The sequence below is a fragment of the Bacteroides sp. L10-4 genome (assembly GCF_013373675.1).
GTDB lineage: Bacteria > Bacteroidota > Bacteroidia > Bacteroidales > Bacteroidaceae > Bacteroides > Bacteroides muris.
This window is the reverse complement of sequence record NZ_JABXJH010000048.1, coordinates 1-18,567: the sequence shown is the minus strand read 5'-3', so window position 1 is coordinate 18,567 and position 18,567 is coordinate 1. Positions and strand designations below refer to the sequence as shown.

The 18,567-nt window shown below is 39.6% G+C and carries 17 protein-coding genes and 2 pseudogenes; 13 read left to right on the top strand and 6 right to left on the bottom strand.

The annotated features are described in order from the left end of the window. The first annotated feature begins 66 nt into the window (after window positions 1-66). The 11 genes and pseudogenes from HU824_RS14835 (at window position 67) to HU824_RS14785 (ending at window position 9,563) form a co-directional block, all read left to right on the top strand. On the top strand, window positions 67-1,173 hold the full coding sequence (locus HU824_RS14835; protein WP_121737368.1) for a site-specific integrase: 1,107 nt from the start codon (window positions 67-69) through the stop codon (window positions 1,171-1,173). 9 nt (window positions 1,174-1,182) lie between these two features. Further along, window positions 1,183-1,542 (top strand): lipofamily protein, encoded by a 360-nt coding sequence (locus tag HU824_RS14830; protein ID WP_121737369.1) that lies wholly within the window; start codon window positions 1,183-1,185, stop codon window positions 1,540-1,542. A gap of 166 nt (window positions 1,543-1,708) precedes the next feature. Beyond that, on the top strand, window positions 1,709-2,596 hold the full coding sequence (locus HU824_RS14825) for a mobilization protein (protein ID WP_121737370.1): 888 nt from the start codon (window positions 1,709-1,711) through the stop codon (window positions 2,594-2,596). Between the two features lie 685 nt (window positions 2,597-3,281). Then, window positions 3,282-3,647: a helix-turn-helix domain-containing protein gene (locus HU824_RS14820; RefSeq protein WP_005795748.1), complete on the top strand. Its 366-nt coding sequence runs from the start codon at window positions 3,282-3,284 to the stop codon at window positions 3,645-3,647. A gap of 11 nt (window positions 3,648-3,658) precedes the next feature. Next, window positions 3,659-5,035, top strand: coding sequence for a DUF3987 domain-containing protein (locus HU824_RS14815; protein WP_121737373.1), 1,377 nt, complete (start codon window positions 3,659-3,661; stop codon window positions 5,033-5,035). Between the two features lie 78 nt (window positions 5,036-5,113). Beyond that, window positions 5,114-6,197: pseudogene (locus tag HU824_RS14810) on the top strand (DUF6371 domain-containing protein). Between the two features lie 137 nt (window positions 6,198-6,334). Then, entirely contained in the window at window positions 6,335-6,643 is a 309-nt protein-coding gene (locus HU824_RS14805) for a MobC family plasmid mobilization relaxosome protein (protein ID WP_005795754.1), read from the top strand. Next, the gene (locus tag HU824_RS14800) at window positions 6,633-7,574 is read left to right on the top strand and encodes a relaxase/mobilization nuclease domain-containing protein (protein WP_121737371.1); all 942 of its coding nucleotides are present in this window, start codon (window positions 6,633-6,635) and stop codon (window positions 7,572-7,574) included. The genes HU824_RS14805 and HU824_RS14800 overlap by 11 nt, the downstream gene beginning before the upstream one ends. Before the next feature lie 35 nt (window positions 7,575-7,609). Further along, complete coding sequence (locus HU824_RS14795) at window positions 7,610-8,014, top strand: hypothetical protein (protein WP_121737372.1); 405 nt, start codon at window positions 7,610-7,612, stop codon at window positions 8,012-8,014. 77 nt (window positions 8,015-8,091) lie between these two features. Continuing rightward, window positions 8,092-8,790, top strand: coding sequence for a restriction endonuclease subunit S (locus tag HU824_RS14790; RefSeq protein ID WP_176469234.1), 699 nt, complete (start codon window positions 8,092-8,094; stop codon window positions 8,788-8,790). Window positions 8,791-8,792: 2 nt separating this feature from the next. Beyond that, window positions 8,793-9,563, top strand: coding sequence for a DUF2971 domain-containing protein (locus HU824_RS14785; RefSeq protein WP_121737531.1), 771 nt, complete (start codon window positions 8,793-8,795; stop codon window positions 9,561-9,563). Here the strand turns inward: HU824_RS14785 and HU824_RS14780 are convergent. Genes HU824_RS14780 through HU824_RS14760 form a run of 5 tightly spaced genes read right to left on the bottom strand, consistent with a single transcriptional unit; the run spans window position 9,543 to window position 16,098 of the window. Further along, window positions 9,543-10,046 carry a restriction endonuclease subunit S gene (locus tag HU824_RS14780; protein WP_255260533.1) on the bottom strand — a complete coding sequence of 168 codons (504 nt, stop codon included), beginning with the start codon at window positions 10,044-10,046 and terminating at the stop codon, window positions 9,543-9,545. The two genes, HU824_RS14785 and HU824_RS14780, sit on opposite strands and share 21 nt — an antisense overlap. A 13-nt stretch (window positions 10,047-10,059) precedes the next feature. Continuing rightward, window positions 10,060-11,061 carry a virulence RhuM family protein gene (locus tag HU824_RS14775; RefSeq protein ID WP_121736966.1) on the bottom strand — a complete coding sequence of 334 codons (1,002 nt, stop codon included), beginning with the start codon at window positions 11,059-11,061 and terminating at the stop codon, window positions 10,060-10,062. Then, complete coding sequence (locus HU824_RS14770; RefSeq protein WP_121736965.1) at window positions 11,054-12,721, bottom strand: class I SAM-dependent DNA methyltransferase; 1,668 nt, start codon at window positions 12,719-12,721, stop codon at window positions 11,054-11,056. Before HU824_RS14770 ends, HU824_RS14775 begins: the two co-directional genes overlap by 8 nt. Before the next feature lie 2 nt (window positions 12,722-12,723). Next, on the bottom strand, window positions 12,724-15,888 hold the full coding sequence (locus HU824_RS14765; RefSeq protein WP_121736964.1) for a type I restriction endonuclease: 3,165 nt from the start codon (window positions 15,886-15,888) through the stop codon (window positions 12,724-12,726). Between the two features lie 6 nt (window positions 15,889-15,894). Next, entirely contained in the window at window positions 15,895-16,098 is a 204-nt protein-coding gene (locus HU824_RS14760) for a helix-turn-helix domain-containing protein (RefSeq protein ID WP_005859081.1), read from the bottom strand. Window positions 16,099-16,188: 90 nt separating this feature from the next. Here HU824_RS14760 and HU824_RS14755 point away from each other — a divergent pair, with 90 nt between their 5' ends. Both HU824_RS14755 and HU824_RS14750 read left to right on the top strand, forming a co-directional pair. Beyond that, a complete protein-coding gene (locus tag HU824_RS14755) occupies window positions 16,189-17,007 on the top strand; it encodes a nucleotidyltransferase domain-containing protein (RefSeq protein WP_121736963.1) in 819 nt (272 codons plus the stop codon). A 32-nt stretch (window positions 17,008-17,039) separates the two neighbouring features. Next, entirely contained in the window at window positions 17,040-18,332 is a 1,293-nt protein-coding gene (locus HU824_RS14750) for a nucleotidyltransferase (protein ID WP_032595617.1), read from the top strand. A 32-nt stretch (window positions 18,333-18,364) separates the two neighbouring features. On the opposite strand, the pseudogene HU824_RS19550 reads toward HU824_RS14750, so the two are convergent. Next, window positions 18,365-18,567 (bottom strand): annotated as a pseudogene (locus tag HU824_RS19550) (transposase); the annotation flags it as partial.

The following is an 18,567-nucleotide window of genomic DNA, read 5'->3' as shown; positions in this document are numbered from 1 at the left end:
TAACCACCATTAAATCACTCTATTCCTTTGCACCAAACAAATGTAAAACTCTAAATATTAATCAGTATGACACACACATGTACAAAAGTAACAGTTCGTCAGAGAGCGATTCGCAACAATCGCATCTCCTTGTATCTGGATTATTATCCGGCAGTCCGTAACCCTGAAACGATGCAGATGAGTCGTAGGGAATATCTCGGCATCTACATCTATGCCCACCCCAAAAACGAAATGGAACGGGAATTCAACAACGATATGTTGAACAAAGCAGAGGCTATCCGTTGCATCAGAGTGCAATCGCTCATCAATGAAGAGTTCGGCTTCTTAGATAAGAGCAAGCAGAAAGCTGACTTCCTCGCCTACTTCAAGAAGATGTGCCGAAGCAAAGATCAGAAATGGCAATTCGTTTATCAACATTTCTACAACTTTGTCAAAGGGCAATGTACCTTTGGCGAGGTGAATGTGGATTTGTGCAAAAAGTTCCGTGAATATCTGTTGAACGCCAAGCAGCTTAAACACAGCAATCGCCCCATATCTCTCAATTCAGCATCCGGCTACTACTCCACTTTCAGAGGATTGTTGAAGATTGCCTACCGAGATAAATGGTTTCGAGAAAACATCAATGACTACCTTGATAAGATTGAGCCACAAGATGTGAAGAAAGAGTATCTGACACTGGACGAGGTGAAACAACTTGCCGCCACTCCTTGCGACATCCCAGTTCTAAAAGCAGCCTCTTTGTTTGCTTGTCTGACAGGACTACGCATCAGCGATATTCTCAACCTTCAATGGGAAGACTTCGCCATTGCTCCTGATCAAGGCTATTGTTTGCGTATCAGAACACAGAAAACCCAAACGGAAGCTACACTTCCCATCAGTTACGAAGCCTACGAACTATGCGGTACTCCTGACACAGGTAAAGTGTTCAAGGGATTGAAGCGAAGCATGATTAACTACCCGCTGAAGAACTGGCTCAAAAAGGCAGGAATAACGAAACCGATAACCTTTCACGGATTTCGTCACTCCTACGCAGTTATCCAAATCTCTTTGGGTACAGACATTTACACAGTCTCAAAGATGCTAACCCACAAGAACGTTTCCACTACTCAAATTTATGCAGATTTAGTCAATGTAAAGAAACGAGAGACTGCCAATAAGATTTCACTGAAATAAATTACAGCTATGAAACGAGGAATCATAACAAACAACGGACAAGGCATCCATATCTCTGATGGCGAAGTATGGATGACCGCTTGGGAACTTGCAGACTTGTTTTATGCAACGGTTGGAGCTATCAACTCTCGCATAAAAACGATATTGAAAGCCAATATCTTAAAGGAGTATGAAGTCTGCCAATGTATAAGATTAGAGAATGGAAATTATGCAGATGTGTATAATCTCAACATGATTATTGCCCTATCCTATCAAATAGACACGGGACATTCCACTGCATTTAGGAAATGGCTGACACACAAAGTTCAATCCTCACAAGAAAATAAGGTATCATTTCTTGTTCATTTAGGAGGCAAGTTCTATTGCTAATCAGAAAGCCCGAATTGGAACTTATATCTAATTCGGGCTTCAATTCGTAAAAAAGTGGCACAGGTTGTCTGGGGTACCGACGCAACACGCTGCCACTTTCGAAAAAACGTATCTACTATCCACATAATGATATATATTTGCACACAAAGGATTAACATATATCACTATGGAGCAGAAAAAGATAGAGCATATAACTTTGAATCTGATTGTTTTCGGGACAATCGTCATCATTGGTGTTTTAGCCCGTCAGACTGTACTACACTATGGTTGGGATGACTTTAGCAGCAACCTTATTTTCGTAGTATGCTCCATTATCATGGGATCAATCTATCTCAATCTGCAAATGGTATTTGGTCAACTCCTTTCACCATCAATAGAGAAATTCTTTATGAGATTTGAATGTTACCGCAATAAGGCTGTGGTAGTTGAAGCTCCAGTAACACACCCTGAACTTACCGAAAGTACCATAAATTCAGAACCTATCATTTCTGAGCCTGAACCCGAATTTGAAATCGAAACTACATCTAACACAACAGAAGAAGTTTCTACGCCATCGTACCCTGAACCCAACGAAGACGTGGCAGAACTACCAAAGGAAGAAGCCACCCCTTCTACCATCAACAATATATCTATCGAAGAATCTAATCAACCAACAGAATATGAGGTATTCCGTGCAAACGCTATGGCTGAGAAGGAACGAGTATCACAAGAAAAGTTAGATAAGGTTCTCACATATACGAAACAAAACTTGGTCCTCTATCTTAGCGAAACAGACCTTAATCGTCTATGCGGATATATCACAGAATATTACTTGTCGGATACTATGCCCAAAGTTGAACTGATAAAGGTTGATGCTCAATTAAAAACCATTGACATCATGCACTTTGGCTGGAACATCGGCAAGGCTTTCGGTAAACCACGCCTACAGACTGCTACATTCATAAAAAGAGTATTTGCTCATACCCTCCGTGATTCGGAAATATCCACCATTGAGCGCAAAATGTCGCACACTGAGTCAGAGTGCAAGATTAAACTGGATAGAAAAATTGCATAACAAAGAAGCTACCTTCTATTTTGACTAGAGTAATGAGCCTCTAAGCTATGTAGCTGCTGAACAAACAATTTCGTTTGTTTCGTATTCTCAACCTTATGGTATAAACATATCATTATATATTCTTCCAATAAATTTTTATTGTGAATATAATGATGGGCACAATCAATTACTGGTATATTAGGGTCTAACTTTACATTTTCCACAACATCTATACGAATAGGAAAATATCCATATACATTGAATTTATCCGATGTCCTAGTCCAACACCACTTATATAAACAAGACCCACCAAATGAATCAGATGTATAGTTCCTTATATAGTATAAGATTTTTAAACGTTTCCATAGGTATGGCAATAGTATAACGAGACCTATTGCCAAAACAATTATCCACAATGGTATAGGGTATGTAATATATGATGATGGAATACTAAATAGAATTTCCAATAATCCTATCAATGATAAAATACCACCAACTATTGGCTTTGAGAAGAATAACAACAATTTCTTCATTGTGTAGAATTTATCTTTAAGACTGTACTTATATAAGTACAAAGGTACTTAAATTCCTTGTAATCACGACCAATCACCATCAAAAAGTTATTCATCAGTTATATTTTGGTGAATGATTCCACCATTGAAACACCTGTTTCCTTTGCCGTCGAACAATTAAAAACGAGCGACGTATGCAAAAAGAAACAGTAACATTTGATAAACTGCCCGAAGCGGTGGGTTATCTGACCGAACAGATCATTGAGTTGAAAAGAATGGTGTCGGAACTTCAACCACCTGCATCAGACAAACACGTGTTGGTTGAAATTGAGGATGCTTGCCGTATCATCAGAAAAGCCAAGCCTACCATTTATACTTTGGTACGCAAGGGGCTGCTTCCTGCCTATAAGAAAGGTAAGAAGCTCTATTTCTACGAGGACGAACTTCTGGCTTGGATTGAGAACGGGCGTAGAAAGACTTCCGAACAAACATACGAAGAAATGCTTGCCAATATGCAAGGCGGTGTCCGTCATAAGCCCAAATCGTCAGTGAAATTTTAATGGATATAGCTATGGATACATCTTCTATTAATCCGGCGTCCATCATTGACGAAACGGTTGATTTAAGTATGCGATTGGCTGGTACTGATTTTCCGGTCAGCATATTCCCGACAAAAATCCAACGCATCATCAGTGAAGTTCACAAATGCCATAACTACCCTACTGACTACATTGCCGCTGCTATCCTTACGGCAATAGCGGTGGGCATCGGCAACACGCACCTTGCCCAAATCAAGCAAGGCTGGGTAGAAAGCCCTATCCTGTATATGGCATTGATAGGAAGACCGGGAGCGAACAAAAGCCATCCGCTTAGCTTTGCGATGAAACCGTTTCTTGATTATGACTATCAGCAGAATCAAGTCTTTGAAAAGGCTCTTACCAAGTATGATGAACTGATGAGTATGAGCCGCAAAGAACGAACAGAAAGCGGTGAAGAGCAATTTCCACAGGAACCAGTCCGTAAACGCTTCTTGATTTCGGATGTAACACCTGAAGGATTGAGCCTCATTCATGCGCAGAACAAACGTGGGCTATGCTTGTGGACTGATGAATTATCCGCTTGGTTCAAGAACTTCAACCGTTACAACAACGGTTCGGAAGAACAGTTTTGGTTGTCAGTGTTCAGTGCCAAGACCACTATATCCGACCGCAAGAACGCCAAGAGTTCCATCTTCATCAAGCGACCGTATATTTCGGTTATTGGCACTATCCCAAAGAAGATTCTTAGTGAATTGGCAAAGGGGGAACGTTCCAGTAACGGATTCATCGACCGCATTCTGTTCGTGATGCCAAACCTGCAACAGAAGGCACGTTGGAATGACAAGGAACTGCCGGAGAGCATCGAACAAGAATGGAATGCCATTATTGACAAGCTGATACAACAAGAGTATACCCTCAATGAGTTTGGAGAGATCGAACCGCAAATTCTTCTCTTCACGGAGGATGCCAAGAAACGACTTTACGAATGGCAGCACCACTTTTCAGAATTGTGCGACCAAGAGACAAACGACACCATTGTGAGTATCTATTGTAAGCTGGAGATATACATCATCCGCTTCTGCCTGATTATTCAATTAGCACGATGGACTTGCGGAGAGTGTGATAAAATTTGTATCGACCTGTTGACGGTAGAACGAGCCATAAAACTGACGGAGTATTTCAAGGAATCCGCATTGAGCGTTCAAAACATACTCAATGAGAATGCGCTCAACAGCCAACAACAGGCGATAGTCAATCTGCTTCCTCCATCCTTTACGACTGCCCAAGCAATACAGATGGCCGAGCAGAACGGAATGAAGGAACGCACATTTCAACGCTTTCTCAATGACAACATCGGGACTTTGTTCCGCAAAGAGAAACATGGAGAATATTCAAAGATTAACCTGTGACATTTTTGTCGGTTTTGACACTTTCCAAGCGAAAACGACAACAACGACAAAAGTGACACACCAAAAAAGAAACATACAATGAGTACACATAGATTCATATTAGAACCCTACAAAGGTATCAGCACTCGGCACACTTGCCCAAACTGCCATCGCCAAAGATGCTTTTCAAAATACATTGATACAGAGAAGCAAATCCAGTTCCCAAAGTACGTGGGACGTTGTGACCATGAGCAGAAATGCGGTTATCACTTCACGCCTCGTGATTACTTTGAGCAGAACCCGTCTGAGAAAGAAAAGTTCGTGGAGAATAGTTTCAGAAGCTATGCCCCTATTAAGGAAACGCAACCTATAGCCACATCCTACATTGATTTGGATATAGTCAACCAATCATTGCGTGGCTATCCTGTGAACAAGTTGTTTCAATTCCTATCGGCTCAGTTCGGAGAAACAGAAACATTGAAACTCATGAAGAGATACAAGGTTGGCACATCAAAACATTGGGACGGTGCAACTGTATTCTGGCAAACGGACAATCAGAATAAAGTCCGAACGGGTAAGATAATGCTTTACAATTCCGAAACAGGCAAGCGGATAAAAGAACCATACAATCATGTTACATGGGTACACTCCTTGCTGCACAAAGGCGATTATAATCTGAAGCAATGTTTCTTCGGTGAACATCTACTGTCCGAGAATAAGAGCCGTCCTGTTGCACTGGTCGAAAGCGAGAAAACGGCACTCATTGCCTCCTACTATCTACCACAATTTCTATGGATAGCATCGGGCGGAAAGAACGGTTGCTTCAATGCTAACAGCCTATCCGTTCTGACAGGAAGAAGCGTTGTGCTATTCCCCGATTTGGGGGGGGGCGACCGACTATTGGCAGAGCAAAATCAGTCTGATGAAAAGCTACGGAATGGAGGTGCAGATGTTCGATTATCTGGAAGCCCATGCAACCGAAAACGAGCGGAAAGAGGGGTATGATATAGCCGACTATCTGCTCAAAGTAAAGCCTGATGAAGCTATCCTCCAACAGATGACAAGGATGAATCCTGCCTTGAAAATACTGATAAAAACATTCGATTTGAAACTCATTAGCATACAACAAGGCACTCCACAACCGAAGGTTTCACCACCTAAGAAACGAGGATTCAGACTTTGAACTCAGAGAGAGAAATTGAGACTTTTTTACTGTAGCAAGTTAATGTCGGTGTATTACATTTCCCGACCACTTGCTCCTCAAAAAGTCTGAGGAGGCAGCTCCCGATGGTCACAAATTATTCACTAAAACAAATTCAAATGGAAAAGAAATATACAATAACAATCCGTCTGTCATATCAGCAACACGCATGGCTTGGTGCGCTTTGCAGACGGAGCAAGCAGACTCAAAGTGAAGTCATCCGTTCGCTCATCGAGAACGGTTCGGTACGTGAAAGAATCACGCAAGAGCATATTCACATCATCCGGCAACTGATTGGTGAAAGTACCAATCTTAACCAGTTGGCAAGACAAGCGAACACCTACGGTTTCTTTGCCGTTGCGGATAGATGCGAGGAAATGGCTCAGCATATTAATCAACTTATAAAACAACTGAAAAATGATAGGTAAACAGACTAAAGGAACATCGTTCGGTGGTTGTGTCCGCTATGTCCTCAGAGAGGAAAAATCCAAGCTATTAGAAGCGGCCGGAGTAGAAGGTACACCCGAACAAATAGCAGAGCAATTTGAGTTACAGGCATTACTCAATGACAAGGTAAAGAATATTGTCGGACACACTTCGCTCAACTTTTCACCAGAAGACAGTGCAAGGCTAAAGTCTGATGATGTTCTGATGCTAAACATAGCGCACGACTATATGAAGCTGATGGGTATTGAAAATACGCAATACATCATTGCCCGACATATCGACCGTGAGCATCCGCATTGCCATATCGTATTCAACCGGGTGGACAATGACGGTAAAACAATTAGCGACAAGAATGACTTCCGTAAGAATGAGAAAGTCTGCAAAATGCTGACCGCCAAATATCGCTTGCACTTTGCCAATGGTAAAGACCATATCAAAGAGGAACGCTTGCGCCCATACGATAAGGCAAAGCACGAGATATACAAGGCATTGAAAGAAGAACTGCCCACAGCTCATAGTTGGGATGATTTGAAAGATGCGCTTGCCAACCGGGAGATTGATATGAAATTCAAAGTCAGCCGGACTACACGGGAAATACAAGGTGTCAAGTTTGAACATAACGGCTTTTCTTTCTCCGGCTCAAAAGTAGGTCGAGAGTTCAGCTACTTGAATATCGACAACCGACTGGAAGAGAATGCTTGTGCATCTTTGTTGGAGTCTGCCAAACAGGAATCCAAACAACAAAAAGAAGAGGTACAGCAAAGCGTTTCCCATTCCGATGATAGCTTTGGCATCAGTCTCGGTTTGCTAAACGGTAGCTCATCCTACGATGCCACTGCCGCAGAAGAAGCAGAGTTCAATCGCCTAATGAAAAAGAAAAAGGCTAAGCGTAAGCGAGGCTTTCATTTATAATTCTCTATTTATTAATTTTTAAAACCCAATTATTTATGGTACAAAAAGATTTAATTCTTGATTTCAATCTCTACTTGTGTGAGAAATTTGGCTACAGAGAAAGTTGTAGCGTGATGTCCCATGCCAACGGCTTTTGTGTGGACATTCGTGAACGTGATTTAGACTGCTATATCCGCTTCTGGGAATATAGTTGTGGAAGAGGCAACTTCCCCGACTGGTCTATCATCATTGTGCGCAGCAACTTCAAGAAGAACCAAGAAGAAAGCCTGAAAGACTTGGCTCGGTTCTTCAAGGAGTACATGCCACGCTACGGCTACAAATACCTCTGTACCGAGGACGATGACTACAAGTATTATCAGACACTTGGTTTGAAACTTATCCATAGAGACCTGTTCGGTCAAGAAAATTATGGATTAGCAATGAAAGATTTGAATGTCTGATACTTGGTTTTGAGTTAAGGAGGGGATTTTTCCTCTCCTTTTCTCTTTATATACCGATAAATCAGAATTTAGAGGCGATGGCAAAACAGCTATATGACTACTGGTTTGTGCAGTTTGATTTTCCCAACGAGGAGGGCAAGCCGTATAAATCAAGTGGGGGTGAAATGCTTTGGAATGATAAGCTGAAACGCAACATTCCTGTTGGCTGGCATTGTGGGAACCTCTTTGAAATTGCTGTTTTTACAAATGGTTTGGCTTGTCAGAAATTCAGACCAAAGGATGATGAAGTGCCATTACCTGTCATCAAGATACGAGAAATGCACGATGGAATTTCTGTTGACACTGAAGAGGTAACGTCAAATATACCAGAATCAGTAAAGGTGTATAATGGTGACGTGCTATTTTCATGGTCGGCATCACTGGAAGTTATGCTCTGGGCTTATGGGCTTGGAGGACTTAATCAGCACATCTTTAAGGTTACATCTGCAAATGATTTCCCGGAGTCATTCTACTATTTTCAACTTTTGGATTATGTCGATGTATTCAAGAAAATGGCAGAAGCAAGGAAAACAACGATGGGACATATTACGCAAGACCATTTACAACAAAGCACAATCGCCATACCTGATAATAAAGATATTGCGGATAAATTTGAGGAACTTATATCACCAATCTTTAAACAGATAGTGAAGTTGCAAGAGGAAATCTCAAATCTTATCAAGCAGCGTGACGAACTTTTACCACTTTTAATGAATGGACAAATAACAATAGAATAAAAATGCCTCGCATACTCTACAAATATTTAGATATAGTTGGCGCAAAGTGCATGATTGGAAACCAGAATCTCCAATTTACTAATGCGTCTCAACTGAACGATCCTTTCGATTGTCATCCAAAACTAATTGACTACTCAAATGTACCTAATACTAAATTCCAAGGATGGATACCTAAGGAATGGTGGATAGAGAAAGAAGAAAACGATGCACTCAATTTGCGTAATGATACATGGCTATGTAGTTTATCAAAAATCAATGATTCATTACTCATGTGGAGCCATTATTGTTATAACCATAAAGGTATTTGTATAGGACTTGACATAGACAAAGTGTTGGAATCTGTTCCACCAATGTTTGGTACAATATATCTTGAACCGCTTGTTCTTGAAGTTCAATATCAGGATATAATAGAGCGTCCTAACGCATATCATACCACAAAAGATTTATTCAGTTATCAATGGCGGACAAAAGCAAAGGAATGGGAATATGAGCAGGAGGTTAGATTAGTCATACCAAAACCAAGTCCAATATATGCAGCATTTACTCCTCAACAGGCAAAGCTGACAAAGGAAATATGGGATTGGCGTGAGATACGCCACTATATGCTACTGAAAGGCGAATGCTTTGAGTCTATCTATTTTGGTGTCAATATAGAACAAACTGAGAAAGAAAAAATAATCCAATATGTTCGCAAGGAACTAAATCCGCAAATTAGGTTGTATCAAATGGAAGTAGATGAAAATGCTTTTAGATTACGACCTGTAATTATATGAACGGTCAAGTATCGGTAAATTCTGATTTATCGCTCGATTAAGTTCAATTTTACGGTCAATATTGGATAATACTAATGCAATCCGTTTTTGGCAAACAACTTCTTTGTGAAATGGAACAACCAAAGAATGAACTACTTTTCTATCAAGAGAGGGAACTACACTACTTCCTTTTACGAACATTTCATCCAAATGAAGATTCTTAAGGAAGTAGTACAGATATTGGGGATTATTCCCTTTAAAATCTTTTACAAACAAGGCTGTATTATGCGCCCAAGTGGGTTGTTCATAATAATGAACCTTTCCCACACTGCCGCTCCGTCCTACTGTAATGCATGGATGATTACCGCGTATTTCGTTATGATAACCTATTATACCATTCGATCCTGCTACAAGCACATTTCCCGCTTTCTGTTGGGAAGATGGTAAATCATATCCCCTTTGCAACTCAAGTATTTCTCCCAGTTTATATCTTTTCAATTCCATTACTCCAATCCTATTACTTATCCAACATTCCTTTAATCTGTTTATCAAAATCAGAATCAATACGTTGGGTTCTATTAAAAATGTCGTATTCGCTTTCAGCCTTTGCCTTGGCTTGTGCCGCAGAAATGCGTCCTTTGTCCGGTAATATCTGATATTTGCGGAAGGTCAAGAACTCGTTGACGCTGGCTGCAAACTGCTCCATATTGAACGTATTTTCTCGCTCTATGAGGTCTTCAATATAATCGAAATATCCCGTAACGGCACGCTCTAACCTACGAATTTCATTTTCCTGCAAATAGTTCTTAGCTATTGAGACATCCGATTTCAAGATACGACCATCAGGTGCATTTTTCCATGTGGTCAGCCCCATGTGGTCTTTTGTATGGTCAGCCTTAGTGTAGATAATTTCTGCAGCTGTCTGCCCTGTAATGGCATAATGAAAACGGTTCTGTATCATGGCATAGAAATCGTGTGTTGTAGTCGAGTTCTTGTCATAGTCGATACTACACTCTGCATATATGTCGGTAATCTGCTGCCAGATACGCCGTTCACTGGCACGGATAGAGCGTACCCTTTCAAGCAATTCTCGGAAATAGTCTTTCCCGAATACTGCCGTTCCCTGTTTTAAGCGTTCATCGTCAAGTACAAAGCCCTTCTTGATATACTCGTTGAGAATCTTGGTCGCCCACTGGCGAAACTTGGTAGCTTTGGGTGAAGAAACACGATAGCCAACTGCGATAATCATATCAAGATTATAGAAATCTACCAACTCTTCAACCTCACCTCGTATGCCTCGATTTACGACAGTTGCAATTTTTGCAACTGTCGTGTCTTGCCGTAGTTCTTCATCCTTGAAGATATTAGCTATATGTCGGCTGATACCCGATTTGTCAATACCAAAAAGCTCTGCCATAGCCTTTTGCGTACACCAAATGGTCTCGTCTTTTATTACCACCTGCACCTTACCCTCTTTATCGGGAAGGCTGTATAGCAAAAACTGGATTTCATTACTCATTGTTGCCTACATTTGCGTTGAACTGCAAAGCATCCAACTGTTTCATTATTTCCTCTTCCAAACGATGGCTCTCTGCAAATTGCTCGAAAAGGATTTGCTTGTAGTCCGCCATTCGGGAATTAAACTCTTCTTCCGTTATATCTACATAATCAATCTTGATGTCGAAATATTGCCCGGCAGAGAGAGAATATCCCTTTTCCTTTATTTCATCGTAAGTAACAGCTACAGAGAAATTTTCTACAGCTTCTTTGTTGCGGAACGTATTGACTATTAAGTCTATCTCCTTATCACGTAAACGTCGTTTCTGGTTATTGCCTTCTTTATATTCTTCACCTAATTTGCTTGCATCAATCAAAATTACTTTATCTGCTGTTGCCGACTTATCAAAGAATATAACGGAAACATTTGTTCCTGTAGTGGCAAACACATTGCTTGGCATAGATACACAGCCATAAACCCAATGTTCATCTACCACACGTTGTAAGATTTTCTTTTCAACACCACTTTTGGCTGTAATAAATCCTGTAGGAATGACTATTGCACCTTTCCCTGTTGTCTTTAGCGAATTTAAGACGTGCTGGATGAAACAGGTGTAAATCGCCATTTTAGGTTTCATCGGATCTACTTTTTTAACCGCATTCGGAACTCCTGCCCAAAAACGAATCGTATCAGCAGCCAATGTATCACGATACTCAGGAAAATCAAGTTTAAATGGAGGATTTGAAACGATAAAATCAAATTTCTTTAATGCGCCCTTTGATTCAGTGTGCGATGGTTCTGTCAATGTATTGCCCTGTACAACATTTGGCAGAGAAGCAGACAAACTATTTAAAATAAGGTTCAGACGCAACATTTCGCTCGACTTCTCTGATATATCCTGACTGAAAATCGAGCATCTATCCTCTCCTATCTGATGAGCAAGAGCCATGAGCAATGTACCTGTTCCAGCCGATGGGTCGTAACAAGTCACACCTCGTAAATCCGCATTGTCCCCTACCAATAATCTCGCCATAACTTGTGCTATGGCACGTGGTGTATAATATTCGGCATATTTGCCACCTCCGGCATTATTAAATCCTTTCAGCAAATGCTCGAATATTCTTGAAAAGAAGTCATACTTCTCGATAAATACGTGTTCGAAATTGAATGAGGCGACATTGCGCATCAGCGATTTTGCAAATTCATCACGCTTTTGTGTATCAGTTACAAATGTTGTTATGGCACTAAAGATATTTACCTTACTTTTCCCGGAAGTTGTTACAGAAAAAGTATCGGCATTGATATTGGCTATATCTATTAATATAGCATCCAACAATGTAGAGAAATCTCCCTTCCCTGTGGAATTATATAGATGTGACAACGTATGTTCCGGTTTAAGTCTCGGCACAGAAGCTGGCAAATAACTGAAAAGGTCTTCTACCTCATCATCCGTAAATGTATCATATTCGGCATCCCACTTTTCTGCTTTGCTTAGCCGTTCACCGTACATTTTATCTCGTTTAGCTTCATAGCCGAACTTATCATTAAAGAACTTGTACAGAAACATTTCCGTGACGATTTTATACTCGCTTCCTGTTCCTGCCAAGCCAAACGCTCCAGTTGTACTTTTCAAAGAATCAATCAGGGCTATCGTTGATTCTGTTATATTTATATCGCTCATAATCAATATGCAAAATTACGTTGTTGGAAATATTCCGTTGTTATAAGATTGTTGATATATTTACGGTCTGTCAAATTTGCCTTGATTCCAAGGTCTATTAATTTATGACCAATAATAGCCAATACATCACGCTTAAAGGCATCTTCATTATCCAAAATATTGATATTCAGGAATAACATATTGTCTATTTGAGACTTCATCTGTGACAGATTCTCGGCTATTTCATATTCGTGTGCAGAAATAATCGGCTGTTCACGTTTTTGATTTTCCTCCTCAATCCGCTTGTGAATACGAACAAAACGCTCATCACCCTTATATTTTTTCTTCAAGATATTATTCCGTCTGTTTATTTCCCGAATCTTTTTCATTACATTATCCATGTAATCAATGCTGTCTTTTGCATCTTGAGTGTTTTGCGGAACAAAACCTTTTTTACGGAAATATGCCCGGAACTCATCTGCAAGGATTACATATTTTTCTTCATTCCTATCAAAATTGGCTTCAAATTCGGCTTGTACCTTTTCGCAACGCTCACGAATGTCATTGACAACAATTCTTAGTTCTTCAGACATTCCCTTTTTGAACTCAAACTCCAATTCTGACAGAGCCACATTGATTATTCCGGAAACATCTGCCTTATGCTCTGTACTTTCAAACAGATTCATCCTCTCAATACGATGTGTAACCTCTGTAATCAAAGTAGGGATGCCACCAAAAGCCAAAGACTCTATTTTTTCTTTCAATTCATCATCGCCAAAAGCTCTGACTTGATTCAGAATAGCTTTGGCATCATTCAATACCGACCGTAATTCATAGAGTCTATCTTTATCCTCTATTTCATCAATTTCCTGTCTGAACTCTTCCGGATTATCGCAAGTGAAATTAAAGAGAACACTCTTGATTCCTTTCATTTTCGCTATTATCTCTTCCTTATCTTCGATAACAGCATTGCCAACAGGCTCATCCTGTTTGGTCTCCTTAATATCAGCTGTACGGTTTAATTCTCTCAGGTAGCGGTCATTTGTCGAATCAAAATTTTCTTTTATATCTACAAAATCAACTACATAGCCATATTTAAAATCTTTATACGGACGATTTACACGAGTCAGTGCCTGTAACAAATCATGACCGTCAAGACTACGTCCCAAATATAGTTTTTTCAATCTGGGAGCATCAAATCCAGTAAGCAACATTTGATTGACAATCAGTACATCTACAGTCTGCTGCTTCTTATATTCTTCAATGTATGCTTTTCGTTCTAATTTGTCTCCCTCATCATGCAATATCAGAGAGGCACGCAATGGTTTGGCATGACCATACGAAACCATTGGCTCTGCCACCATTCCCAACTGCTCTTCCCATTTATCCTCAATCTGCTGTGCGAATCTGAAACGCTGCTGCCATAAACGGAACATTTCACGAGCCTGTGGATTGGTTTTGCACACAATCATTGCACCGATGGAATCATCTGCTTGTTCTTTTCTGAATCTGCGCAAATCAGAAATAATATAATCAAGCAAAGCGTTCAGATAACTTTCATGCTCAATTATTTTATTCTTGTCTATATCGCTTTTCTTGACTTCTACGTTTCCTGCCAATTTATCAAGAATACTCTCAATACGCTCTTTATATATGGTTTCTATCGGTTCACGCATCAGTTTTAACGTGTAACCATCCGCTATCGATTTGTCATAATAGTAGGTATCAATATAATCGCCGAAAACACGCCAAGATTCTTTTTCTTCCCTCAACAAAGGAGTTCCTGTCAATGCAATTTTTACAGCATCCTTATCCGCTTCTAAAAGATTAGCGAGAAAACTACCCTGTGGGCTATATCCTCTATGCGCTTCATCTATAAAAAATACACGCTGGAGATTAGTGTTATAGCCAGACTCTATCTGTATTTTAGTGGAGTCTTCCTTAAATTTCTGTATGTTTACAACCATTATTTCCGCTTTACCTTCACTGTTCACTACAGGGGTGGTATCACGGATGTCTTTCATTAAATCATCTCTGCTATTAACTGTCCTTACAACCAAACCACGTGCAACAAACTCATCGCTCGCTTGCTCCATCAGCGCAATACGATCTACTATAAAATAGAATTTAACAGCTGTCTCACGTTTTGCATAATAATCGGTCAGACTACGAACTGAATAATACGCCAATGCCGTCTTGCCACTGCCTTGCGTATGCCAAATTATTCCACTCTTGACACCTTTAGATAGTTTCTTGCGAATAGCCAATGAAGCGAACAATTGCTGATAGCGCATCACATGTTTTTCGAGAGTTGTGATTTTACTGCCATCTTCCAACTCTACAGTTCGGTTGACATACGCAAAGCCATATCTTAACAGAAACAAGAACCTCTCCCGGCAAAGCATTGATGTCAAGACACGATTCGTAGGAGTATCTACCTTTTTATTTGTTTCATAATCTGGCAGGTTTTTAATAACTACACAGTTCCTATGTTTGAGAACCTGTTTTTCTGTATCTTCCGTCAACGCTATATATTGATATTTCGACACGAAAGTAGCATCAGCCTCTCTAAACACATTAAAGAAAGCTTTTTCTTTTGATGCACAGCAATAAAACGCCCCTTGGATCGGAACCCTGTTTTCATTATCGTATTCCTGATTATTGGAAAAAATCATCAACTGGGTAAGATTGATAAAGCGACGAAAACTTTTATTCCGCATCCGCTTATTAATTCTATCCCGCTCTGCTAAGATTCCATCGTGATTATTAGGCTTCTTGACTTCGATAAAAGCTAAAGGCAAGCCGTTTATAAAACACGTAATATCTGGACGGAAGCTATCACCGGATTCAACATTTTCGCATGTAAACTCTGTCGTAACGTGCCATTCATTATTGTTCGCATCAGCGAAATCTATCAACTTCACGCCACTATTGGAGGAAAGCATAGTATAGAATTCCTTGCCCAAATCATCGTTATTCAAGATTCCGATAATTTTATCCAGCAACTGGCTGCATTCCAAGTCAGTCAAAGCAGGATTCAGACGTTTTACTGAGCGGATAAAAATATCCGTTAAAATATTCGTCTGGGGATTGTACGATGTTATATCATCCAAATATGTATAACCGAGCTTGCAAAGATGCAATGCAGCCGGGACTTGTACTCGTGTATTCTCCGTAAAGTTTTTCATTGCATTTTACCTTTCCTCTTTATCTGTTATCAAATCCTTTAAATCCACCTGTAAAATCTCAGCAATCCTCTGCAGAGTTTCCAAATTCGGCTGGATTCTATTGCACGCATAAGCATTGACCATGCTGAAACTTTTATCAAGTTGCTTAGCCAACCATGTCTGAGAGATACCTTTATCCGACAAAACAGTCTTTATTTTATTTAGCTTCATTGTTTAATGCGATTTTATAGCGCAAATATAGCGAATTATATTCGATAAACAGGGATTATTTTGTACTTTTGTCCTTCAAATAAAATCAATATGGATACAGTTAGAAAAAGAGGCGAAATAATTAGCATTGAACAGCGTTCGTTGGTATCTCAGAGATATAGACGCATAACAAGAGCGGTTAATTCAGAATTTTGGGGTAGCACTAGCGAAACTGCTCATAGTTTATATGTTGGCTCTTATGGAAGAGGTACTGCTATTGACACAAGTGACATTGATATACTTGTCGAATTACCAAGAGAGGAATATAATAAATATGATGCACTAAGGGGAAATGGTCAGTCCAGATTACTGCAAGCATTGAAGAATGCAATTTTACAAACCTATCCAAGGAGTGATATTCATGGAGATGGGCAAGTCGTAGTAATCAATTTTACTGACGGTATGAAATTCGAGGTACTACCAGCTTTTTGTCAATTAGATTGGCTGGGTAATTGGAATGGGAAATACGACTATCCTGATTCAAATATGGGTGGCAACTGGTTAACAACAGATCCCAAAATTGAACAGCAAGCAATGAAGGAAAGAAATGTAGCAAGCAATGGTTTGTTATTCGACACATGTAAACATATACGAGAAATTCGTGACAACTACTTCAGCAGTTACCATCTTCCTGGCATTGTGATTGACAGTTTTGTTTACCATCATATTGCTGATTGGCACTGGCTAAGAGAAGGAGAACAAAGCTCCAATCAGCCAAGAGGAACTTACGAAAAAAGGCTTTATGATTCATGCCCTGTTTGGAGCTTTAATCTGACAGCTCCAGGAAGCAACATGCCAGTAGATACATATAAATGCATTGATGTATTAATCAAAGTTTTAAAATACATGTCAGAAGATAATGTCATTTAGAAAATATTAACAAAGCATTTAAAGCCTATAATATGACGAAGACCGAAGCGTTCGATAAATTTCTCAATAATATCAAAGTTGACAATCCAGATATTTTCTGCGGTCGCTACAAAGAAATAACCAAGAAATTGAACAAAACATTTAGAGACACGGACTCTGAAACTGCCAACTGTCTTCAGGTTGGTTCATATGGACGATATACCGGAATTAAAGGTATTTCCGACCTTGATATGTTGTATATTATGCCTAAATCAACATGGGATACATACAAAGATACTCCCAGTGAACTACTACGCAAGACAAGAGACGCTTTGCTAGATAGATATCCTCAAACTACAATCAAAGTAGATCGGCTGGTTGTGGATGTATTCTTCGGTAATTTCACGTTCGAGGTACAACCTGTTTATGAAGAAAGAGATGGGGAAGAAATTAACTATAAATATCCCGACACTAAGACATGCACATACAAAATTACGAAACCTCGACAAGAACAAAATGAGATGATTAACTTTAAGCAGAATCATGGAGAAGCGCATCGGCATCTCTGTAAAATGCTTAGAGCATGGAAGAACAATGTTGGTGTAGGTATGGGTGGATTGCTAATAGATACGCTAACACATCGTTTTTTGTCTAATCATTCTGAATATGACAACGCTAACAAATCTCAATATGGAGAGATGTGTAGGGATTTTTTTGAGTATCTAAAGGATGAGCCTAAGCATACCCATTATCAAGCATTAGGAAGCGATCAAGATGTGAAGGTAAAACACCCATTTAGATCCAAAGCTAAAATTGCATATAAAAAAGCCAATGAAGCTATTAAAGAGAATGACGAATCTAAACGTCATGATATATGGCGTGAAATTTTTGGACGTCAATTTCCTAAATCAGTATCAAGTGTAGTTGAAAATAAAATGTTTTCTTCTGATAATCCCTCTGATCATGAAGAGTTCATTGAAGATAAATACCCTATAGATGTTAAATACGATTTGAAACTTGATTGTATCATTATGCGCGATGGATTTAGGGAACACCTTCTGAGTGAACTATTATTAAAAGGCCAACGAATTTCTAGAGTCCGAAGCTTAGATTTCACCATCAAGACCGATGCTCCGTTACCATATGAAGTAAAATGGAAAGCTAGGAATGTAGGAACAGAAGCCATAAAAAGAAACTGCCTAAGAGGAGAAATAATAGACTCAAATAGGAAAAATAATGTGCGACATGAGAGTGCAGATTTCTTTGGTCCACACTATATGGAAGCGTATATAATAAAAAATGGTATTGTCGTTGCCCGAGATAGAATTGAAGTACCAATACAATAATATAATAGTCCGTTAAAAATTCACCATATCGGCTAAGCGGCTTCTGCCACTATGCCAAAGAGTTCTTTGATAAGTTTAGTATTAAAAGTTCTGTTCGGTTTCAGACCAGACCTGCTAAAAATTCTTTTGAGCATATAAATATTACTCAGATAGGCCTTTAGCAATCCGATGGAAAGCGACGGATAGTATTGTTGCCGCATGAACTTTGCAATGTTTACCGAGGCCAGTGAAGCAT

What these genes read in the sequence shown, in the direction of transcription:
- HU824_RS14835 (WP_121737368.1), top strand. Translation starts at nt 67, where the DNA reads ATGACACACACATGTACAAAAGTAACAGTTCGTCAGAGAGCGATTCGC.
- HU824_RS14830 (WP_121737369.1), top strand. Translation starts at nt 1,183, where the DNA reads ATGAAACGAGGAATCATAACAAACAACGGACAAGGCATCCATATCTCT.
- HU824_RS14825 (WP_121737370.1), top strand. Translation starts at nt 1,709, where the DNA reads ATGGAGCAGAAAAAGATAGAGCATATAACTTTGAATCTGATTGTTTTC.
- HU824_RS14820 (WP_005795748.1), top strand. Translation starts at nt 3,282, where the DNA reads ATGCAAAAAGAAACAGTAACATTTGATAAACTGCCCGAAGCGGTGGGT.
- HU824_RS14815 (WP_121737373.1), top strand. Translation starts at nt 3,659, where the DNA reads ATGGATACATCTTCTATTAATCCGGCGTCCATCATTGACGAAACGGTT.
- HU824_RS14805 (WP_005795754.1), top strand. Translation starts at nt 6,335, where the DNA reads ATGGAAAAGAAATATACAATAACAATCCGTCTGTCATATCAGCAACAC.
- HU824_RS14800 (WP_121737371.1), top strand. Translation starts at nt 6,633, where the DNA reads ATGATAGGTAAACAGACTAAAGGAACATCGTTCGGTGGTTGTGTCCGC.
- HU824_RS14795 (WP_121737372.1), top strand. Translation starts at nt 7,610, where the DNA reads ATGGTACAAAAAGATTTAATTCTTGATTTCAATCTCTACTTGTGTGAG.
- HU824_RS14790 (WP_176469234.1), top strand. Translation starts at nt 8,092, where the DNA reads ATGGCAAAACAGCTATATGACTACTGGTTTGTGCAGTTTGATTTTCCC.
- HU824_RS14785 (WP_121737531.1), top strand. Translation starts at nt 8,793, where the DNA reads ATGCCTCGCATACTCTACAAATATTTAGATATAGTTGGCGCAAAGTGC.
- HU824_RS14780 (WP_255260533.1), bottom strand. Translation starts at nt 10,046, where the DNA reads ATGGAATTGAAAAGATATAAACTGGGAGAAATACTTGAGTTGCAAAGG.
- HU824_RS14775 (WP_121736966.1), bottom strand. Translation starts at nt 11,061, where the DNA reads ATGAGTAATGAAATCCAGTTTTTGCTATACAGCCTTCCCGATAAAGAG.
- HU824_RS14770 (WP_121736965.1), bottom strand. Translation starts at nt 12,721, where the DNA reads ATGAGCGATATAAATATAACAGAATCAACGATAGCCCTGATTGATTCT.
- HU824_RS14765 (WP_121736964.1), bottom strand. Translation starts at nt 15,888, where the DNA reads ATGAAAAACTTTACGGAGAATACACGAGTACAAGTCCCGGCTGCATTG.
- HU824_RS14760 (WP_005859081.1), bottom strand. Translation starts at nt 16,098, where the DNA reads ATGAAGCTAAATAAAATAAAGACTGTTTTGTCGGATAAAGGTATCTCT.
- HU824_RS14755 (WP_121736963.1), top strand. Translation starts at nt 16,189, where the DNA reads ATGGATACAGTTAGAAAAAGAGGCGAAATAATTAGCATTGAACAGCGT.
- HU824_RS14750 (WP_032595617.1), top strand. Translation starts at nt 17,040, where the DNA reads ATGACGAAGACCGAAGCGTTCGATAAATTTCTCAATAATATCAAAGTT.